Raw genomic sequence first — 16,559 nt, forward strand, 5'->3', positions numbered from 1 at the left:
TGTAGGGCGTCCCGAAGCAGCACCCGCCGGACGATCACGGAGTTGCGATGACCCGACCTCCCCGTCCCGTCGCCCTGCCCCGCCTGGTCCGCACGCCCCGCATCGACCCGCCGTACGACGACGAGGTCGCCGCGCCGGTGGTCGACGGGGCGCTCGCCCTCGCGCCCCGTCCCCGGCCCGCCGCGCCCCGGCCGGCCCCGGCCGCCGAGCGCCCCGCCGGGCCGTACCCGGGGCCGCGGCGGCTGCGCGCCCTCGGCCAGGCGGTGGCCGAGGTGCTCGCGGGCATGCGGCCCGCCGCGACGGTCGCGGACCGGTTCACCGAGCGCGCCTACGCCGAGCTGGTGCGCGCCGGGCGCATGCTCCGCGCCCGCCGCCCGCCGCGGGCGGGGCGCCCGCACGTGAGCACGCCCCGGGAGGGCGTGATCGAGATGTGCCTGCCGGTGCACTGCGGCGAGCGCACCCACGGGCTCGCGCTCCGGCTGGAGCGGCGCGGCGTGCAGTGGCTGTGCACCGAGTGGGAGACGGCCTGAGCCGCATCCGAAAAGGCCGCACACGACGACGGTGACCGGCCCCCGCGCGGGGCCGGTCACCGTTCTCTCGGGCCGTCTGTCGCGTCAGGCCTTGGTGTTCTTGGGGTCGCCGTGGCAACGCTTGAACTTCTTGCCCGACCCGCAGGGGCAGGGCGCGTTGCGCTCGACGTTGCCGTAGGCGGCGCGCTCCTCGGGCGTGGTGCGGACCCGGACCTGCTCGACGTCGCCGGTCTCGCCCGGCGCCGTGTAGATCATCTCGGCCGGGCGCTCCGGGCGGCGCAGCGCCCTGGCGATGATCTCGCTCGCCTCGGCGACCGCGGCGTCCTCCTCGCCCGCCTCCTCGACGATCGGGTTCGGCTGGACCTCGATCTCGAGGTTGAACAGGTAGCCGACCGAGTCCTCCTTGATCGCGTCGAGCATCGCCACGAACATGTCGTAGCCCTCGCGCTGGTACTCGACGAGCGGGTCCCGCTGCGCGTAGGCCCGGAGCGCGATGCCCTCCTGGAGGTAGTCCATCTCGTACAGGTGCTCACGCCACTTGCGGTCGAGCACCTGCAGGATGACCCGGCGCTCCAGCTCGCGCATGGTCTCCGCGCCGAGCTCCTCCTCCCGCACGTCGTAGGCGGCGAGGGCGTCGGCGATGATGCGCTCCTCGATCACGTCCGCGGTGAGCCTCTCGCGGCCGCCGGCCTCCTCGATGAGCTCGTCGGCGGTCACCGAGACCGGGTAGAGCTGCTTGAACGCCTTCCACAGGGTGTCGAGGTCCCACTCCTCGGCGTAGCCCTCGGCGGTGGCGGACCGCACGTACCCGCTGATCACGTCGCGGATGAACCCGCGCACCTGCTCGCGCAGGTCGGCGCCCTCGAGCACCTTGCGGCGCTCGGCGTAGATCACCTTGCGCTGCTGGTTCAGCACCTCGTCGTACTTGAGCACGTTCTTCCGTGCCTCGAAGTGCTGCTGCTCGACCTGGTGCTGGGCGGACGCGATCGCCTTGGTGACGATGCCGGACTCGATCGGCACGTCGTCCGGGATGTTGAGGCGGTTCATGATCATCTCGACCCGCGCGGAGTTGAACAGCCGCATCAGGTCGTCCTCGAGGGACAGGTAGAACCGCGACTCGCCGGGGTCGCCCTGCCGGCCGGACCGGCCGCGCAGCTGGTTGTCGATCCGGCGGGACTCGTGCCGCTCCGTGCCGAGCACGTACAGGCCGCCGAGCCGGACGACCTCCTCGTGCTCGGCCTTGACCTCCTCCTTGGCCTTCTCGAGCGCCTCGGGCCAGGCCTTCTCGTACTCCTCCGGCGTCTCGGTGGGCGACAGGCCGCGCTTCTCCAGCTCCCGGGCGGCGCGGAACTCGGGGTTGCCGCCGAGCATGATGTCGGTACCGCGACCGGCCATGTTGGTGGCGACGGTCACCGCGTGCTTGCGGCCCGCCTCGGCGACGATCGCGGCCTCCCGCGCGTGGTTCTTCGCGTTGAGCACCTCGTGCGGGATGCCCCGCCGCTTGAGCATCTTCGACAGCTTCTCGGACTTCTCCACCGAGGTGGTGCCGACCAGGACCGGCTGTCCCTTCTCGTACCGCTGGACGATGTCCTCGACGACCGCCTGGAACTTGGCGTCCTCGGTCTTGTAGACCACGTCCGGGTGATCCTTACGGATCATCGGCTTGTTCGTGGGGATCGGCACCACGCCGAGCTTGTAGGTCTGGTGGAACTCGTTCGCCTCGGTCGCCGCGGTACCGGTCATGCCCGCGAGCTTCTCGTAGAGGCGGAAGTAGTTCTGCAGGGTGATCGTGGCGAGGGTCTGGTTCTCGTCCTTGATCTTGACGCCTTCCTTCGCCTCGATCGCCTGGTGCATGCCCTCGTTGTAGCGGCGGCCGTGCAGGATGCGGCCGGTGAACTCGTCGACGATGAGGACCTCGCCGTTCGCGACGATGTAGTCCCGGTCCCGCTTGTAGAGCTCCTTGGCCTTCAGCGCGTTGTTGAGGAAGCCGACCAGGTGGGTGTGCTCGGGCTTGTAGAGGTTGTCGATGCCGAGCCAGTCCTCGACCTTGGCGACGCCGGACTCCAGGATGGCGACCGTGCGCTTCTTCTCGTCGACCACGTAGTCGCCGGTGGGCTCCTCGCCGTTCTTGCCCTCCTCGCCCCGGCGCAGCCGCGGGACGATCTTGGCGAACTCCTGGTACCACTTGGCGGACTGCTCGCCCGGCCCGGAGATGATCAGCGGGGTACGGGCCTCGTCGATGAGGATCGAGTCGACCTCGTCGACGATGGCGAAGTAGTGGCCACGCTGCACGCACTCGTCGAGGCTCCAGGCCATGTTGTCCCGGAGGTAGTCGAAGCCGAACTCGTTGTTGGTGCCGTAGGTGATGTCGGCCTCGTAGGCCTTGCGCCGCTCCTCCGGGGGCATCTGGGCGAGGATCACGCCGACCTTCAGGCCGAGGAAGCGGTGCACCCGGCCCATGGTCTCGGCGTCACGCTTGGCGAGGTAGTCGTTGACCGTGACGATGTGCACGCCCTTGCCGGTGAGCGCGTTGAGGTACGCCGGCAGCGTGGCGGTGAGCGTCTTGCCCTCACCGGTGCGCATCTCGGCGATGTTGCCGAAGTGGAGCGCGGCGCCACCCATGATCTGGACGTCGAAGTGCCGCTGGCCGAGCACGCGGCGGGCGGCCTCGCGGACGGTCGCGAACGCCTCGGGGAGCAGGTCGTCCAGCGACTCGCCGTCCTTGTAGCGCTGCTTGTACTCGTCGGTCAGCGCGCGCAGCTCGGCGTCGGTGAGGCTCTTGAAGTCGTCCTCGATGGAGTTGACCTGCTCGGCGATGCGCTTGAGCTTACGCAGAATCTTGCCTTCGCCGGCCCGGAGAATCTTGTCGAGAATGGCCACTTTTCTTAGAGCTCCTCGCAGGTCTACCACGCCCGGAGGCGATGGTTGGTGAGGACAGTCGAACTACCCCGGTAGCCCATCGTAGGGCGTTCCACCACCGGACACAGCCACCGTTAACGACGAGCGTCAGGGCCGGGAAGTTCCCGTACTCGCACCGCCGGAGAATACGGCACCGATCAACGGGTAGGTACGTCACACCGCTGTTTGGGCGAATCTCCGCGTACGGCACGCAAGGTCGCCGTACACGGTTATACCGCCGAAACCGCCACAACGCCGTGCGGGAACGCAGGGAGGCGCCATGCCCCAGACCGAACGCCCCGACGAGCACGAGGGCCACGCGTTCGTCGCCAGCGGAAGCCACGCCGGCCGGCCCGGCTCCTGGCTCGCGGTCATCGTGATCATGCTCGGCTTCACCGTCGGCGGGGTCGGGCTCTGCCTCGGCCCCAACTGGATCCTGATCGGCGTCGGGATCGGGCTCATGGTCATCGGGGGCGTGATCGCGATGGCCGTCGACATCTTCTCCGACGTGATCGTCGACTCCCGGCGTGACGTGCCCGCCCAGGAGCACCACTCCCCGTTCGAGCGCCACCGGCTCCGCGTCGAGCACCACCGGGCCGAGCGGCGGATCGAGCACCCGGCCGAGCACCGCCACGAGGCCTGAGCACCGGCCCTCGGCTTCGGGCGCCGGCCCCGGGGGCCGTGCGCCCGCCTTTGCCTGCCGTACGCCGGACGGCGTGTAACCGGCATAGCGATTTTGTCGGTGGCGCGCGGTAGCATCGCCGGCATGGCCACGAGCGCGTATCCCGCCCCCACCTCCCCGGGCGTCTCCCCCGGGCCCGTCCCCCCGGAGCCGGCGGCCGCGCCGCCCTCCGGCCGTCCGGAGACCGAGCTGTCGGCCGACGAGGCACGCCGGATCATCCTGCGGGCGCAGGGGCTGCTCGGCGCGGACGGGCGGCGCGGCGGCGTGCCCGCCATGCTGCGCCGGCTCGCCGCCGTGCAGCTCGACACGATCTCGGTGCTCGCCCGGTCCCACGAGCTCGTGGCGTACGCCCGGCTCGGGCCGGTCGGGCGCGAGGCGGTGGAGCGGGCCTACTGGCACGAGCCCGCCCGCGCCTTCGAGTACTGGTGCCACGCGATGTGCGTGCTGCCGATCGAGCACTGGCCGCTGCTGGCGTTCCGGCGCCGCGCCTACCGGGAGCGCCGCAAGCGCTGGCACGAGGTGCCGGCCGGCCTCGGCGAGGTGCTCGCCCGGGTGCGGGACGAGGGGCCGGTCACCACCACCGACCTCGGCGGGGCGAGGAACGGCGGCGCGTGGTGGGACTGGTCGGACGTAAAGATCGCCCTCGAGTACCTGCTCGACATCGGCGAGGTGGTGTGCACCCGCCGGGTCGGCTGGCGGCGCGTGTACGACCTCGCCGAGCGCGCGGTGCCGCCGGAGCTGCTCGGGGCCGAGCCGGACGACGAGGAGTGCGTGGCGCGCCTCGCCGCGATCGCGGGCCGGGCGCTCGGCGTGGCCACCCGGGCCGACCTGGTGGACTTCCTCCGCCTCGACGGGCGGCACGCGGCGATCCTCGACCGCCTGCTCGCCGAGGGGGCGTGCGGCCTGGTTCCGGTCCGCGTCGCGGGCTGGCCGCAGGCGCGCGGCGGCGCCGGGCGGGCGAACGCGTACGCCGATCCCGTCGCGCTCGCGACCGAGCCGCGCGGGCGGCACCGCACCACGCTGCTGTCGCCGTTCGACTCGCTGGTGTGGGACCGCGCCCGCACCGAGCGGGTGTTCGGCTTCACCCACCGGCTTGAGGCGTACGTCCCGCGGCACAAGCGGGTGCACGGCTACTACGTGATGCCGGTGCTCGCCCAGGGCCGGCTGATCGCCCGGGTGGACCCGGCACGGGAGGGCCGCACGCTCGTCGCGCGGTACGTCGGCTTCGAGTCCGGCGGCAACGGCCGCGGGAACGGCGCCGGCAACGGCACGATCGGCGGCGTGCGCGCCGCGCACGTGGCGGCCGTGCGCGACGCACTGTGGGCGGCCGCGGCCTGGGTCGGCTGCGACGACGTGCGGGTGGAGCGGGTGCTCCCCGCGGAGCACGACGCCGCGCTGCGCCGGGCCCTGGAGTCCCGGGACGCGCCGGTCAGGTGATCTCCAGCAGGCGCTCGCGCACCGCGTAGACCACCGCCTCCATCCGGGAGTGGAGCTGGAGCTTCTCCAGGATGTTGCGGACGTGGTTCTTCACCGTGTTCTCGGAGATGAACAGCTCCTTGGCGATCTCGCGGTTGTTCATGCCCTTCGCGACGAGCCGCAGGACCTCCATCTCGCGATCGGTGAGCCGGGGGGCGGGCACCTGCGGGGGACGCTCGGCCTCCTTGCGGCTCATCGCCGCGAACTCCTGGATGAGCTTGGTCGCCATCGAGGGGTTGATCAGCGACTGCCCCTCGTACACGCTGCGCACCGCGTCGGGCACCTCGTCGATCTGCACGTCCTTGAGCAGGTAGCCCGTCGCGCCCGCCTTGATGGCGTCGAAGAGGTCCTCCTCCTCGTCGCTCACCGTGAGCATGATGATCCGCGCGCTCGGCACGGCCTCCTTGATGCCGCGGGTCGCCTCGATGCCGGTGCGCCGGGGCATGCGCACGTCCATGAGCACGACATCGGGCATGAGGCGGCCGGCGAGCTCGACCGCCTCCTCCCCGTCGCTCGCCTCACCGACCACTTCGATGTCCGGCTCCGCGGTCAGCGCGAGCTCGAGGCTGCGGCGGATCAGCGCGTGATCGTCAACGATCAGCACGCGGATCGGCTCGCCGCCGTCGGCCGCGCGGGCCGCCTCGTCGGGTCGGGTCACGCCTCCTCCTAGAGGGCTGCCACAAAGCCGTAGGGAACGCCATCATTACACGGCTTTCTCCCGGTCGGAGCAGTCGGAAGGGCCACCTCCGGGTGGGGGCGGGCGCCCCCACCCCCGGCCTACTCCTCGATCAGCCGCAGCACGCCGTAGTGGTAGCCGCGGCGCCGGTACACGACGCTGGGCAGGCCGTTCTCCTTGTCGCGGAAGAGGTAGAAGTCGTGTCCGACCAGCTCCATCTCGAGCAACGCCTGGTCGACGGTCATCGGCTGGGCCTTGTGATACTTCTCACGGACGACGAGCGGGCCCTCGCCCTCCATGGGGATCGGGACGATCGGCTCCTCCTCGCCGCCGGCCTCCCGCCGCCGCGCCTCCTCCTGCTCCGCGGCGTAGGTGTCCTCGTACGTCTCCTCCTCGGCCTCGGCCGTGCTCCGCGCGGCCTGGCCGCCTTCCTGGGCACGCAACTCGTCGAGCCGGGCGAGCGCCGCCGTGATCTCGGCAACCGAGGGGGGGCACTGGCTGCCGTAGTGCACCTTGCGGCGGTCGGCGATCCGGCGCAGCCGGTTCTCCAGCTTGTCAAGGGCGAGGTCGAGGGCGGCGAAGCGATCGGCGGCCGACGCCTCGGCGCGGATGGCCGGGCCGCGGGAGTGGATGGTCAGCTCGACCCGCTCCCGCTGGTCCGCAAGACGCGGGTTACGCTCCTTGGACACCTCCACCGACACGCGGATCAGCCGGTTGTCGAGGCGCTCGATCCTGGCGAGCTTGCTCTTCACGTGATCGCGGAAGCGATCGCTCACACCGGTGTGCCGACCCTTGACGATGATGTCCACCTGGGCAGCCCCCCTTCGTCCGACGACTTTGGCGTGCAACAGGTGCGGACAGGAAATGGCACCCGTTCGGCCGACCTGGTCTTCGTCCCCACATCCGCCTGCTGAGGGGTTCGCGGCTCTTCTCCCGCCACTACTACCCTTCTCTTCGTACGGGGGACATCCGGACCCCCGGGAAGGCAGGACTTACCTCTAAGCCGCACCGTGATCGGTCGACGAAGAGTCGCCTTACGTGGGCCGTTTCGCCTGCGGCTGGCATCGGCTAGCCGGACCTGCCGTGCGGCAGGCCCGGCGCAACCACGGACCCGAACGGGTGCCATGCTGGAACGCTAGCCGGTAGCGCGCGGAATGTCAGCCGGGCGTCTCGCGCCGTGGTCACGCACGGTGAGATCCGCGGCGGGGCCGGCCGCCCGAAAAAGTCCGATCCGGCAGGCCAAATCACCCAGGAAACCGGCATCTCAGCGGCGCGATCAGCGGCGGCGTTCCGGTGGGGTGAGAGTTGTGTGACCAAGCGGACAGGGTCCGATTTTGCCCGGATCTTTACGCCGAGTGATCGTCACGGATGATTTTCCTTCGGCGTGTCGCGGCGATCGTGACCGCGAGCGAGGGCCGCACGCCCGCCTCGCGGAGCGCCCGCGCGGCCTCGGCGAGCGTCGCCCCGGTGGTGATCACGTCGTCCACGAGCACGCAGGCCCCGGGCGGGACCGGCCGTACGACGGCGAACGCGCGGTGCAGGTTCGCCGCCCGCCGCGCCGCGTCCAGCCCCGCCTGGTCGGCCACCCGGCGCCGCTGCCCGAGCACGGGCGCGACGACCACGGGCCGGTCCGGCCGGGCGAGCCGCCGGGCCGTGAGCGCCGCGAGCCGGCCGACCGGGTCGTGCCCGCGCGCCCGCCGCGCCGCCCGCGCGCTCGGCACCGGCACCAGCACCACCGGGCCCGTCCGGTACGGCACCGCCGCGGCCGTGACCGCGGCGAGGCAGGCGGCGAGCGCGGGCGCGAGGGCGGTACGGCCGCGCTCCTTGTAGGCGAGGATCAGCCGCCGGGCCGCCCCCGCGTACGCCGTGGCCGTCCAGCACTCGGGCAGGCCCGCCGGGGCCGGACACGGCCGGTGCGGCCCCGGCCGCCCGGCCAGCCCGGCCGCACAGTCCACGCAGAGCGGGCCCGCCGTGTCCCCGCAGCCCGCGCAGCGCTGCGGCAACAGCAGATCGAGCAGCGGGCCGAGCAGGCGGCCGGGCGCGAGACCGGGCAGGATCCCGCGCGTGACGCCGGGCGACACCGTGCGCATGGGTCCACTATGCCCGGCCCCACCGACACTTTCCGTGACGCAGGGCCACACCCCGCGCGACCGACGAGGGCGGCCCGGGTCAGCTCAGCGGGAAGGCCGGGGTGTCGGCCCCGCGCATGGCCGTGGCCATCCACTCCTTCTTCTTGTCCGGATCCCACATGAGGATCTCGCCGTCGTCCCCGGTGCCGGCGAGCAGCCGGCCGTTCGGCGCCGCCGTGATCGTCCGGATCCGGGAGTCGGCCTTCAGGCCCGCCGAGGTGAGCTGGGTGCCGTCGGTGACGTCCCAGGCGGTGAGCTCCCGGTTCTGCTTGTTGTCCCGGGTGAGCACGAGCAGCGTCTGGGCGTCCTGCCAGGCGATGTCGACGACCTCGACGCCCGACGCGGTCGCGTCCAGCGGCAGCAGGCCGTCGATGCGCCCGCCGTCCCGGTCGATCGCGCCGACGTACACCCGCTGGGCGAGCCCGTCGTCGGCGACCACCGCGACCCGGACCCCGTCCCGGGCCACCTTCAGCGCGCTCACGTGCTTGTTCTCCAGCTCGGGGGCCTGCACGTGGCGCTGCGTCGAGCCGTTGGAACGCCACACCCGCGACCGCTGCTCCCCGACGCGCTCCACGGTCCACACCTCGTCGTACCGGTCCCAGGACGGCGGGGTGAGGTCCCGGCCCCGGACCCAGCGCTGCCACTCGCCCTCGTCGGCGAGCGGGGCCACGTAGATCCCGTCGTCGCCGAGCGCGGCCACGTACGTGTTCGCGTTCCCGGAGATCGCCGGGCGTCGCACGGCACGGGTCTTCTTCCCGGCCACGCCCGGCGCCACGCCGGGGTCGCCGTTCCAGGTGAGCCGGTGCAGCCGGCCGTTCCGCATGAAGTAGGCCTCGGGCTGCTGGCCCAGCACGTTGGGGTCGTAACCGGCGTAACGGTCGAGCTCGATGCGCAGGCCGCCGCCCGGCCACGGCTCGCCGTTCACCAGCACCTCGACCGTCCGGCCGGAGGCGAGCCCGCGCAGCGTCCAGGCGAGCTGCGCCTCCATGGCGCGCTGCACGGTTTCGGAGGAGCGGGCCGAGAGGATCTCGGCGCTGAAGTCGACGACGAGGGTGCCCTGCTCGGCGGCGGTGACCCGGTTGAGCCGGGTGCCGACCGGGATCGCGCTGCGCACCGCGCTGCCGAGCGCCGAGGTCGGCCCCTGCAGCAGCCGCTCCAGCAGGGACTCGATGAGGGTCTCCCGCGGGCTCACCGGGATCTGCACCCGGTCGACCACGAGGCCGGACATCTGCTGGTCCGGGAAGTACAGGTCGAGCGGCCGGTAGATGCGCCGGAAGTCGTCCAGGGAGAGCAGCAGCCCGGGGGGCGCGGACGAGATGCGCCAGCCCTGGGGGGTCTTCACCAGGGTGAAGGTCTTGTCCTCGGGGTCCTTGTCCTCCATGTCGCCGACGGCGGGCCGGTAGCGGCCGTCGTCGTCCACGGTCGCCACCACGTTCGCCTCGAGCACCAGGCGGGTCACGTTCTCGTCGTCGGGCGACGTCACCACCCGGATCTGCTTCTCCTGGTCGTACACGGTGACGCCGGCCCACGGGTTCCAGGTGCGCGCGGCCTCCCCGGTGAGGTACGAACGGGCCACGACGCGGGAGTCGTCGTCGCCCGCCATCGCGGCCTGGAAGCCCTTGAGGATCTCGATCGGCGTCCCGCCCGGCTTCGGCGAGGGGGCGATCTTGCGATAGAACGGCCGGCTCAGCGAGTCGCCGGAGCCCGCCTCCTCCCCGGGCACGGGGTTGCCCCCCATCGGCACGAGGCTGCACCCGGCGAGCGCCAGCACCAGGGCGAGCAGCAGTGGCAGCACCGCGCCGCCCCGGCCCGGCCCGCGGCCGGTCCCCCGCGGCTCACCGGTCCGCATCGCCGCCTCCGCCGTCCCTCACCTCGGCGTCCCGCGCCGCGGCCTCCGTGCGGGGCGCGCCCGCGGCCCCGGAGTCCGGCGTGACACCCGCCCCGGAGTCCCCGGCGGTGCCCGTCGTGGCCCCGGCACCCGCCGCGGCCTCGGCCGCCGGGCCGTTCCCGGACGCCGGCGCGGAGCCGTTCCCGGAGCCCTTCGCAGCGCCGGAAACGGTGCCCGAACCGGTGCCCGCCGCCGTGCCGGACGCGGTGGCCGGGCCGGCGCCCCCGATGGAGGACGTCACCGAGGCGTGGCCGCGCCAGGTGCGGCGCATCTCCACCTCCGGCGGCACCAGCGGCAGCGGCGAGCCGCGCAGCTCGGCGCCCGCGACCCGGGGCAGGGAGAGGCGGAACTGCGCGCCCTCCCCGGGCGCGCCCCACGCCTGCAGCCAGCCGCCGTGCAGCATCGCGTCCTCGCGGGAGATCGCCAGGCCGAGCCCGGTGCCGCCGATGGTGCGCTTCCGCGACGGGTCGGCCCGCCAGAACCGGTCGAAGACGAGGTTCTCCTCCCCCGGCTTGAGCCCGACGCCGTGGTCGCGCACCGCGACCGCCACCGCGTCCCGGTCCGCGCCGAGGGTGACGATGATGTCCTTGCCCTCGCCGTGCTCGATCGCGTTGAACAGCAGGTTGCGCAGGATGCGCTCGACCCGGCGGGTGTCCACCTCGGCCATGCACGGCTCGCTCGGCAGCCGCAGCTCGATCCGGGTCGAGTGCTTCTCGGCGAGCGCCTGGGAGTCGCCGACCGCGCGCAGCACCACGTCGCGCATGTCCACCGTGTCGGCGACGAGGGTGGCCGCCCCCGCGTCGTGCCGGCTGATCTCCAGCAGGTCGTTGAGCATCGCCTCGAAGCGCTCGAGCTGGTTCTGCATGAGCTCGGCCGACCGGCGCACCGCGGGGTCGAAGTCCTCGCGGGCCTCGTACAGCAGGTCGGCCGCCATCCGCACGGTGGTGAGCGGGGTGCGCAGCTCGTGCGACACGTCGGAGACGAACTGGCGCTGCACCTGGGAGAGCTCCTCCAACTGGCGGATCTTCTGCGCGAGGTTGGAGGCCATGTCGTTGAACGAGGTGCCGAGCCGGGCGAGGTCGTCCTCCCCGCGGACCTTGAGCCGCTCCTCCAGGTTGCCCGCGGCGAGGCGCTCGGCGGCCTGGCGGGCGAGCCGTACCGGGATGACGACCTGGCGGGTGACGAGCGAGGCGATCGCCGCGAGCAGCAGCACGAGCACGGCGCCGACCGCCACCACCATCTGCCGGACGAGGGCGAGCGTCTCCTCCTCCTCGCGGAGCGGGAAGAAGTGGTAGATCTCGTACGTCCGGCCGGGCGGCCCCTCCACCCGGTGGCCGATCACCAGCCCGGGCACCGCGGCGGCGCTGTTCTCGTAGTACAGCGGCGTGGTGAGGCGCTGCGGCGGATCCCCCGGGGTGATCTTCTGCACCTGCTTGCGCATGCGCGGAGGCAGGCTGCGCGGGTCGATGTCGCCGGTGACGTAGTCCTTACCGACGTCGGTCTCGCTGAGGATGATCACGTTGTACCGGTCGCTGGCCCGGTTGGCGAGCGCGTTCGCCGCGACCTCCACCGGGTCGCTCGGCAGCACGGGGGCGTCGCCCTGCCGGGTGGAGGACTGCTTGGCCGCCTCGCCGGGCTGCGCGGTGAGGTGCCCGACCGCCGTGGCGACGTTCGCCTGCGCCTCGGCGAGCCCGGCCCGGATCCGCGCGTCGATCATCGTCGTGGTGATCGACTGCATGAGGAAGACCCCGAGCACGGCGACGACGACGATCGAGATGACCAGCGTGCTCGTGACCACCCGCAGCTGCAGGGAGCGCCGCCACAGCCGGCGTACCCGGCCGGCGGCGCGCCGCGCCCGCCTCCGGACGCCCCGCGCGATCTGCCGGAGCGTCCGGCGGCGCCGCTTCTTGGCGCTCTTCGCCGTGCTCTTCCCCTTGCGGGGGGCGTTCCGGCCCGGCGAGGTCCGGCCCGCACCGGGCCGGACCGGAGCGCCCTTGCGCTGCGCTCTCGTGCCCGGGGCGCCTCGGCCCTGGGCGCTCTCGCTCTGGGCGGCGGGCGACGGGGGCATGATGGGGGAATTCCGTCGGTCAGGCGGGGCCGGCCTTGTAGCCGACGCCGCGCACGGTCACCACGATCTCCGGGTGCTCCGGGTCCTTCTCGATCTTGGCGCGGAGCCGCTGCACGTGCACGTTGACCAGCCGGGTGTCGGCCGCGTGCCGGTAGCCCCACACCTGCTCCAGCAGCACCTCCCGGGTGAAGACCTGGCGGGGCTTGCGGGCCAGCGCCACCAGCAGGTCGAACTCCAGGGGGGTGAGGTTGATGGTCTGGTCGCCGCGCTTGACCGAGTGACCGGCCACATCGATGGTGATGTCGCCGATCTGCAGGATCTCCGGCGTCGGCTCGTCGGTACGGCGCAGCCGCGCGCGCACCCGGGCGATGAGCTCCTTCGGCTTGAACGGCTTGATGATGTAGTCGTCCGCGCCGGACTCCAGCCCGAGCACGACGTCGATCGTGTCGCTCTTGGCGGTGAGCATGACGATGGGCACGCCCGACTCCGCCCGGATCCGGCGGCAGACGTCGATGCCGTCGGCGCCGGGCAGCATCAGGTCGAGCAGCACGAGGTCCGGACGGGTCTCACGGAACGCGTCGAGCGCCTTGTCCCCGTCGGAAACGAACGATGGCTCGAAGCCCTCCCCGCGCAGCACGATCCCGAGCATCTCGGCGAGAGCGGCGTCGTCATCGACGACCAGCACGCGTCCTTTCATGACCCCTCATTTGTCGTACCCAGCCTGTGAATTTTGCGAGCACCGCACGAAAGTAGAAGGTTACCGGTCCGGAACGTGTGGGCGAGACTCCAAACGAACAACCGATCGCCGACCGCAAACCCCCAGTCCATACCGCGAGTCATCTGCAGGTCAGCCCTCATTGATCGTCGTTCGGTCGTCGCCGCGCGGGGTAGGGCCCGCCACATCCGGGAAAACCCGTGCGGTCGCCTTCCCAGTCTGCCCGGCGTCCGTCTGATCGTGCGAGTGCTCCGCGCGCCTTACGGATCCGCACCGGGCGGCGGCATGTCAGGATTGACATTATGTCGGAGGGTCACGATTCCTCAACGGATCAGCCAACACCGGGATCGCAGCCGCCACAGCCGGGGGGCTCGTCGTGGGCCGCTCCGGGGGGTGAACCGGCGCACCCGCAGGGCCCGGGCGGCGGGCCGTACCAGGGCGGTCCGCAGCCGCCACCGCCCGGCGGGTACGGCGGCTACGGCGCCGGGGGCGGATATCCCGGGGCGCCCGGCGGTCCCGGCGGGTATCCCGGCGGAGGGTACGGCGCCAGCCGGCCCGAGATGCGGCCGGGCATCATCCCGCTGCGCCCGCTCGCCGTGGGCGAGATCCTCGACGGCGCGCTGCGGCTGATCCGGTCCAGCCCGCGGGCCGCGCTCGGCCTCGCCGCGGGGGCCGCGGTGATCGGCACCCTGCCGCTCGCGATCGTCCAGGCCCTCGAGGCGAACGAGGCGTTCTCCTCGCTGTTCGGCGAGGACGCGAGCGTGCGGCCGCCCGCGGGGATCCTCCCGTCGGTCAGCGAAGTCATCGCCGACGCCGCCGGCGTGCTGGTGCAGTTCCTCCTCGTCACCGTCCTGACCGGCGTGCTCACCCAGATCCTCGGCCGCGCGGTGTTCGGCGGGCGGATCACCGCCGGGGAGGCATGGCAGCGCAGCAAGGGACGGATCCCCGCGCTGCTCGGCACCGCCGTGCTGACCGGCCTCATCCTGGCGGCCCCGGCGCTGGTGCTGATCACGCTGATCTTCTTCGCGCTCGGCGCCGCCGAGATCGGGCTGTTCTTCCTGCTGAGCCTCGGGGGCACGGTCGCCCTCATCTGCTACGTGGCGTTCTTCGGGACCCGGCTGGCGCTCGCCGCGCCCGCCGTGGTGCTGGAACGCCTCGGCGTGATCGCCGCGCTGCGCAGGTCGTGGGAGCTCACCAGGGGCGCCTTCTGGCGCGTGTTCGGCGTCATCGTGCTCACCAACATCATCGTCGCCGTGGTCACCCTGGTGATCGGCATCCCGTTCGGGCTGATGGCCGGCGCGATCCTGTTCGCCACGGACGGCGGCTCCGGGGCGACCCCGGTGCTGGTGACGCTCAGCGTGCTGTCCGAGATGTGCGCGGCGATCATCACCTATCCGCTGCAGGCGGGCGTGCTGGGCCTGCTCTACACCGACCGCCGGATGCGGGCCGAGGCGTTCGACCTCGTGCTCCAGTCGGCGGCGGCGGACCAGTACCGGCTCGGCTGGGTGCCGGCGTCGGCCGACGAGCTGTGGCTGCGGCCCGCCGGCGGCGGCCCGCACGGGGGTGCGTGACGGCGTCGTGCCCATGATCGTGACGGCCCCGATCGGCGTCGATCGCGACCCGGCCCGGGAGCGGGCGCTCAACGAGCTGCTCGATCCGCGATACGAGCACGAGCCGTGGCTCGACCGCCTCCGGCGCCAGTTCGACGAGTTCCTCGACCGGCTCAACGACGTGATCCACTCGGAGCAGACCGGGTGGCTCGCGGCCGCGGCGCTGCTGACGTTCATCGTCGCGCTCATCGCGCTGCCGCTGTGGCGGGCGCGGCGGCTCACGCGGCGGGCCGCGCTCGAGCGGACGGCCGTGTTCACCGGGCGGGAGCGCACCGCGGCCGAGCATCGCGAGGAGGCCGAGCGCCTCGCCGCGGCGGGCGAGTGGGCGGAGGCGATCCGGGAGCGGCTGCGCGCCGTCGCCCGGGACCTGGAGGAGCGGGCGATCCTCGACCCGATGCCCGGCCGGACCGCCGCGGAGCTCGCCGCCGACGCCGGGCGGGAACTGCCCGGGCTCGCCGACGAGCTCGCCGCCGGCGCCCGGCTGTTCGAGGACGTGACCTACGGCGAGATGCCCGGCTCGGCCGAGGGGTACGCACGGCTCGTCCGGCTCGACGAGCAGGTGGCCGCGGCCCGGCCGCGGCCGTTGACCGCGGTCGGGGGTGAGCGCGGATGACGGCGCCGGCCCCCACGTCCGTCTCGCCCACCGCGCGCGACCTGTGGCGCCGCGGCCGGGGCGTGCTGCTCGTCGCCCTGCTCGTGCTGCTGGTCGCGGCGGCGACCGCGGTGTTCGTCCGGAACGACGAGATACCGGAGCGGCGTTATCTCGACCCTTCCGACACGTCGCTGAGCGGCACGGCGGCACTCGCCGAGCTGCTCCGCGACGAGGGCGTCCGGGTGGTCCGGGTGACCTCGGTGGACGAGGCCGTCCGGCTCGCCACCCCGCGCTCGCAGCTGCTGCTCACGGCGCGCCGGGCCATCTCCGGCGAGGCGGACGCGCGGCGGATCGCGGCGCTGCCGTCCGACCTGCTGATCGTCGGCCGGCCGTACGAGCTCGGCATCCTCGCCCCCGCGGCGCGGCCGGGCGAGTGGGCCGACCCCCGGTCGCGGGAGCCCGGCTGCACGCTGCCCGAGGCGCGCCGGGCGGGCAGCGCCTACCTCGGCGGCGTGACCTACCGCGCGCCGCGCAACGCGGCCGGCTGCTACCCGAGCCAGGAGGGGCCGACCCTCGTCCGGTACTGGGACGGCCGGCGGACGATCACCCTGGTGGGCGACGCGGACTTCATGACCAACCTGCGCCTCGGCGAGGACGGCAACGCCGCGCTCGCGATGAACCTCGCCGGGCGGCAGCCGCTGCTGATCTGGCTCACCGACCCCGTCGAGGACGACCCCGGGTACGACGTGGCCACGACGCGGCCCAGGAGCCTGCTCGACCTGGTCCCGGAGGGCGTGCGCTGGGCGGCGGTGCAGCTCGGCGTCGCGGTGCTGCTCACCGCGCTCTGGCAGGCCCGGCGGCTGGGGCCGGTCGTGGCCGAGCGGCTGCCGGTGGTGGTGCGGGCGTCCGAGACCGTCGAGGGCCGCGGCCGGCTCTACCGCGCCCGGCGGGCCCGGGACCGCGCGGCGGCCGCGCTGCGCGCCGGCTGCCTCGACCGGGTGACCCCGCGGCTCGGCCTGCCCCCGGGCGCGGGCCCGGATGAGATCATCTCCTCGCTGGCGGCCCGCACCGGTGAGGACCCGGCCGAGCTGCGCACCCTGCTGTACGGCCCCACCCCCGCCGACGACGCCGCCCTGGTCGCCCTCGCGGCCCGGCTCGAGGACGTGGAGGCCCTCCTCCGCCACGGGCCGCCGGCCGCATCCCCCGCGCCCTGACCGCGCGGTTCCACCCCGACCGCCGTCCCGACCGAGACGTGAAAGGAGGCAGCGCCATTCGCGGGTGTCCTACGCCGGCGC

The 16,559-nt window shown here is 73.1% G+C and carries 13 protein-coding genes; 6 read left to right on the top strand and 7 right to left on the bottom strand.

Translation table 11 applies throughout. The features are described from left to right. Positions 1 to 47: 47 nt before the first annotated feature. Positions 48 to 530 (top strand): Rv3235 family protein, encoded by a 483-nt coding sequence (locus FHX40_RS17615; RefSeq protein ID WP_142260644.1) that lies wholly within the window; start codon positions 48 to 50, stop codon positions 528 to 530. A gap of 84 nt (positions 531 to 614) precedes the next feature. Here the strand turns inward: FHX40_RS17615 and secA are convergent, their stop codons facing one another. Next, complete coding sequence (secA, locus tag FHX40_RS17620; protein WP_142260645.1) at positions 615 to 3,410, bottom strand: preprotein translocase subunit SecA; 2,796 nt, start codon at positions 3,408 to 3,410, stop codon at positions 615 to 617. 298 nt (positions 3,411 to 3,708) lie between these two features. On the opposite strand from secA, the gene FHX40_RS17625 reads away from it, so the two are divergent. Both FHX40_RS17625 and FHX40_RS17630 read left to right on the top strand, forming a co-directional pair. Beyond that, positions 3,709 to 4,071: an HGxxPAAW family protein gene (locus FHX40_RS17625; RefSeq protein WP_189136248.1), complete on the top strand. Its 363-nt coding sequence runs from the start codon at positions 3,709 to 3,711 to the stop codon at positions 4,069 to 4,071. Positions 4,072 to 4,194: 123 nt separating this feature from the next. Further along, on the top strand, positions 4,195 to 5,547 hold the full coding sequence (locus FHX40_RS17630; protein WP_142260646.1) for a winged helix-turn-helix domain-containing protein: 1,353 nt from the start codon (positions 4,195 to 4,197) through the stop codon (positions 5,545 to 5,547). Here FHX40_RS17630 and FHX40_RS17635 read toward each other — a convergent pair. The 6 genes from FHX40_RS17635 to mtrA form a co-directional block, all read right to left on the bottom strand. Further along, on the bottom strand, positions 5,540 to 6,244 hold the full coding sequence (locus tag FHX40_RS17635) for a response regulator (RefSeq protein WP_142260647.1): 705 nt from the start codon (positions 6,242 to 6,244) through the stop codon (positions 5,540 to 5,542). The two genes, FHX40_RS17630 and FHX40_RS17635, sit on opposite strands and share 8 nt — an antisense overlap. 119 nt (positions 6,245 to 6,363) lie before the next feature. Next, positions 6,364 to 7,071: a ribosome hibernation-promoting factor, HPF/YfiA family gene (hpf, locus tag FHX40_RS17640; RefSeq protein ID WP_142260648.1), complete on the bottom strand. Its 708-nt coding sequence runs from the start codon at positions 7,069 to 7,071 to the stop codon at positions 6,364 to 6,366. Positions 7,072 to 7,608: 537 nt separating this feature from the next. After that, the gene (locus FHX40_RS17645) at positions 7,609 to 8,352 is read right to left on the bottom strand and encodes a ComF family protein (protein WP_229789007.1); all 744 of its coding nucleotides are present in this window, start codon (positions 8,350 to 8,352) and stop codon (positions 7,609 to 7,611) included. A gap of 79 nt (positions 8,353 to 8,431) precedes the next feature. Next, positions 8,432 to 10,240, bottom strand: coding sequence for an LpqB family beta-propeller domain-containing protein (locus FHX40_RS17650; protein ID WP_142260649.1), 1,809 nt, complete (start codon positions 10,238 to 10,240; stop codon positions 8,432 to 8,434). After that, positions 10,227 to 12,347, bottom strand: a complete 2,121-nt coding sequence (gene mtrB, locus FHX40_RS17655; protein ID WP_142260650.1) for an MtrAB system histidine kinase MtrB — start codon at positions 12,345 to 12,347, stop codon at positions 10,227 to 10,229. The genes FHX40_RS17650 and mtrB overlap by 14 nt, the downstream gene beginning before the upstream one ends. A gap of 19 nt (positions 12,348 to 12,366) precedes the next feature. After that, complete coding sequence (gene mtrA, locus FHX40_RS17660) at positions 12,367 to 13,044, bottom strand: MtrAB system response regulator MtrA (RefSeq protein WP_142260651.1); 678 nt, start codon at positions 13,042 to 13,044, stop codon at positions 12,367 to 12,369. Between the two features lie 578 nt (positions 13,045 to 13,622). On the opposite strand from mtrA, the gene FHX40_RS17665 reads away from it, so the two are divergent. Genes FHX40_RS17665 through FHX40_RS17675 form a run of 3 tightly spaced genes read left to right on the top strand, consistent with a single transcriptional unit; the run spans position 13,623 to position 16,478 of the window. Then, a complete protein-coding gene (locus FHX40_RS17665; RefSeq protein ID WP_229789010.1) occupies positions 13,623 to 14,633 on the top strand; it encodes a DUF7847 domain-containing protein in 1,011 nt (336 codons plus the stop codon). Positions 14,634 to 14,646: 13 nt separating this feature from the next. Continuing rightward, positions 14,647 to 15,285, top strand: coding sequence for a DUF4129 domain-containing protein (locus FHX40_RS17670; RefSeq protein ID WP_142260653.1), 639 nt, complete (start codon positions 14,647 to 14,649; stop codon positions 15,283 to 15,285). Beyond that, entirely contained in the window at positions 15,282 to 16,478 is a 1,197-nt protein-coding gene (locus FHX40_RS17675) for a DUF4350 domain-containing protein (protein WP_142260654.1), read from the top strand. Before FHX40_RS17670 ends, FHX40_RS17675 begins: the two co-directional genes overlap by 4 nt. Positions 16,479 to 16,559 lie beyond the last annotated feature (81 nt).

It is taken from the genome of Thermopolyspora flexuosa, assembly GCF_006716785.1.
GTDB lineage: Bacteria > Actinomycetota > Actinomycetes > Streptosporangiales > Streptosporangiaceae > Thermopolyspora > Thermopolyspora flexuosa.